The following is a 3874-nucleotide window of genomic DNA, read 5'->3' on the forward strand; positions in this document are numbered from 1 at the left end:
AGCCGAATTCAAGCAACGCGCCCTCGACGCGATCGCCGATCTGCCCACCGGGGCAGCCAAAAACTGCCTGATCGAAATCGCCGAGTTCTCGATCCAACGCTCGTTTTGATTGGGATGTTGAATCGTTACAGTAGCGTCCCCGTGAATCGCCGCTCAAGGAACATCAATGAGGGGCCGCTCGCGCTGGCGCGAACCTAATGCCACCTACTTTCAAACCAACCGGCGTGTTGTTTGTTAGCGGTAGGGCGCGAGCCCTCCGGTCTTTCACGGTGTTTCCAAGCTGAAACCGGACGGCTCGCGCCGTTCCGCTAACACCTTAAGCCGAATGTCGGCGGCATGACCCCGAACGGGGTCAAAGCCATTCGCCGGAGGTGAGCGCAGCGACACCTCCGGACATCCGGGCACCCCTCTGATGCGACCCCGAAGGGCGTCGAAGCAAATCACGCCCGAGCCCTCAGACCCGGCCGGTTGTCCCGCGCGCAAGCATCCCGATCAATTCGTTCAGCAAGGCGAACTGCGCCGCCGCCGGCGAATCGATTCGCTGCGACCCCGCCGGGGTCGAGAAGAACTTCGCGACGGCCTTCCCGGAGGTTGCGCTGCGCTGACCTCCGGCTACTCGCTGTAATCCCTTCGGGATACCGGATTCGCTGACTCTCTCCTTTGACACTCAACGAAGTGTTTCTTGTTAGCGGCAGGGCGCGAGCCCTCCGGTCTTTGACGGTGTTTTCGAGCTGAAACCGGACGGCTCGCGCCGTTCCGCTACCCCCTTCAGAGGCAAAGTAGCGGTAGTGAGCTTTAGCGGAGCCTTTGCCCGACTTTCGTCCGCTCGATCGTCTTGATGCGATCGGTCTGACCTTCCAGCCAGTAGCGTTTGCCTTTGGGGGCCGAGAGACGCTGCAGATGGGGTCGGCGGATCATTTGGACCGAGCAGGGGGCGCTGGCGTCGGAGCGGATTTCGACTGCGGTATGTTTGTCGGTGCCCCATTGTCGCAAACGCCTCAACAGCGGCGGGGCGAGGGGCTCTTGGCGACTCTCTGCACGTGCCGCGACGACCGACTCGTCTTCGCTCATCACCAGCAGCCGACGGAGATCTTCCATCCGCATCTCGGCGTTCGATTCCTGGATGAACACCAACTCTCCGGTTGCCCGTTCCAGTCCGGTTTGTCCGGCCGCTTCCATCCCGCGCGGCCGGTCGTGTCGGGCGATCCGAACCTGGGGGTACTTGGCATGCAGCTCTTCTAAGACGTCCCGCGTTTCATCGCGGCTGCCGTCGTCGACGACAATGATTTCGGCGACCTCGTCGGTCAGATCGACCAGGCCTTCCAGGACGTGCTCGACCCGCTGAACGATCTCATGTTGCCGATCGCGAACCGGCAGAACGATCGATAGTTTTGTCGGTGACATGGCGGAAAACCCCGAAACAGCAACCATTGGACAAGAAAGTGTAGGTTGCTTATCGTCCGCGCCGCGGCGGTGCCTTCAGCGGCCGGGCCCGGCGAAACGATTCGGCCAGGGCGGCGTGTCAGTCGTTCCGTTTACTACGAATCTGCCTATAATCCTCGCTGCAGACCTTACCCTCTTTCCCCCCGGACAACTTGCCGTGATCGACGTCTCCGCCGCAGTGGACTTTTCTCGGGGCGCCGACGGTTTATTGCCGGCGATCGCGCAAGATGCCGACAGTGACCGCGTTCTGATGATGGCCTGGATGAACGAAGACGCGTTTCGGGAGACGCTGGCGACCGGTCAAGCCGTCTATTACAGCCGCAGCCGCCAAGCCCTGTGGCGCAAGGGTGAAACCAGTGGGCATCGCCAGCGCGTCAAAGAGATCCGAGTGGATTGCGACCGCGATACGATTCTATTGCGAGTCGAGCAGGTCGGAGCGGCCTGTCACGAAGGATTCCAGAGCTGTTTCTTTCGAGCGGTCGATCCCGACGACGCCTCGCTCTCGATCGTCGACACCCGACTCGTTGACCCCAACGAGGTTTACGGGAAAAAAAAGTAGGGCATGCTACTTGCCTCGGAAACAGCGGACCACGCCGTCATCATCAGCGACGAACAGTTCGGTATCGGTGACGGCGACCCCGGCGACGAAGCTGCCGCGAATCTCGTAGCTCCACTTCAACGTCCCGTCGGCCAGGGAGAGTCGCAGCAGCCGTCCGTCGGTCGCGGGAATCCACACGTCGTTACCGGCGATCACCGGAGACGCATCGGCGAACCGCCGCAAGGTGTGTCGCCAGATTCGCTTGCCCGTCTTCAAGTCGATCGCATCGACTTGCTTTCGCTGGCTGCTGACGACGGCGATTTCCCCGGAGATCGCGGCACTGTTGCGATACTCTTGAGCTTGCAACGGGTCTTCGTACCGCCACAACTGTTTCTTGTTCTTCCAATCAAAGGCGAACACCGAACCGTCGTGGGTCGGCAGGATGGCCAGCTCACCGCGGACGGCGGGCGTGCTTCCGGTCGGGCCTTCCAGCGGCATCCCCTCCCCATCGGCCTTGCCCGTTTTTAAATCGACCACGTGCAGTTTGGCATCACAACCGCCCAGGAACGTCCGATCGCCCGCGATCGTGGGGGAACATTGGATCTGGTCTTCGGCGGCATAGGTCCACACCGGCTCTCCGGTCGCCAGCTCGAAACAGTACAGCTTGCCGTCCTGGCAGGCGACCAGCACCTTGTCCTCGTAAATCGCCGCCGAGCCGCTGATCTCGCCGTCGGTCGTTTGGGTCCACAACTCACTGCCGTCCTTGACTGACAAGGCGTACACGTTGCCGTCGTAGTCGCCGATGACCAGCCGGTCGCCGGCGATCACGGGCGAGGCCAGGAATCCGGTCTGGTAGTCTTTCCGCCAGCGTTCCTGTCCGTCGCGACGAGCCAGGCAGTAGATTTTCCCCATCACATCGGCGACGAACACCTGGTCGCCGATCACGATGGGAGTCGACTCAATCGCCTCATCGGCCTTGAATTCCCACGCCACCTGCAGTTCGTCGGGCAGCTGTGCCGTGGTCGCCCCCGACCCGGCGGCGTCGCCACGGGGGAAGGCCCAGTCCGAAGCCTGTGCTGCCCCCCGGCTCGCGGTCACCCCGATCACGACGAAAATCAGACTGATCACGGAGATTCGGATCGAGGAGGGCAAAGCGAACATCCATCGCGTTTTCGAACTCATCATTTATGACCTGCTGTGTGCTTTGTCCGTGCTGTATTTGTGGCAGAAGCGTTGGATCGACCCGACCGGCCGTTCCTCAGGGGAATTAGACTACACCCCTGCTCGTTGCATTCGGTGCGATCTATTATACGCGGGCGGCACTCCGGGCAGTAAACTCGTCATGGAGCCCACCTCCCATTGCCGAGGCCGCCTCCAGCAGTCCATCACCACTTTCCTCGTACTTCAATACCCTATGATTTGTGTCAGTCTCGGTCGCAGTCGCCACACTCGGATGATTGGCGAACACAAGCATTTGGTCGAACAAGGCGCCGAACTTGTGGAATTGCGGCTGGACTATGTCGGTCGAGCCGTCAATCTGAAACGCCTGATGGACAATCGCCCCGGCCCGGTCGTGATGACCGTTCGACGCCGTCAAGACGGGGGGCGTTGGACCAAGAGCGAACAAGACCGACTGATGCTGCTGCGATCGGCGATCGTCGCGGGTGCCGAATACGTCGACATCGAAGCCGACGTGGCATCTCAGATTCCGCGGTACGGCAACACCAAACGAATCATCAGCTACCACGATTTTTCCGGCACGCCGGACAATCTGGAAGAGTTGCATGCGGCGATGGCCGAAGAAGACGCCGACATCGTCAAAATCGCCACCATGGCAAACTCGTTCGCCGACAACGTGCGGATGTTCGACCTGATTCGCAACGCCAAACTCCC

At 61.0% G+C, this 3874-nt stretch carries 4 protein-coding genes; 2 read left to right on the forward strand and 2 right to left on the reverse strand.

From position 1 onward, the window contains the following. Nucleotides 1-795: 795 nt before the first annotated feature. Nucleotides 796-1404 (reverse strand): glycosyltransferase family 2 protein, encoded by a 609-nt coding sequence (locus ABX749_RS25130; RefSeq protein ID WP_372898418.1) that lies wholly within the window; start codon nt 1402-1404, stop codon nt 796-798. Nucleotides 1405-1600: 196 nt separating this feature from the next. Here ABX749_RS25130 and hisI point away from each other — a divergent pair, with 196 nt between their 5' ends. After that, nucleotides 1601-2002, forward strand: coding sequence for a phosphoribosyl-AMP cyclohydrolase (gene hisI, locus ABX749_RS25135; RefSeq protein WP_372898419.1), 402 nt, complete (start codon nt 1601-1603; stop codon nt 2000-2002). A 6-nt stretch (nt 2003-2008) separates the two neighbouring features. Here hisI and ABX749_RS25140 read toward each other — a convergent pair whose 3' ends face one another. Next, the gene (locus tag ABX749_RS25140) at nt 2009-3142 is read right to left on the reverse strand and encodes a PQQ-binding-like beta-propeller repeat protein (protein WP_372898420.1); all 1134 of its coding nucleotides are present in this window, start codon (nt 3140-3142) and stop codon (nt 2009-2011) included. A gap of 253 nt (nt 3143-3395) precedes the next feature. Here ABX749_RS25140 and ABX749_RS25145 point away from each other — a divergent pair. Beyond that, a partial coding sequence (locus ABX749_RS25145; RefSeq protein ID WP_372898421.1) for a type I 3-dehydroquinate dehydratase occupies nt 3396-3874 on the forward strand: 479 nt, incomplete at its 3' end.

Source organism: Stieleria sp., assembly GCF_041595215.1.
Lineage (GTDB): Bacteria > Planctomycetota > Planctomycetia > Pirellulales > Pirellulaceae > Stieleria > Stieleria magnilauensis.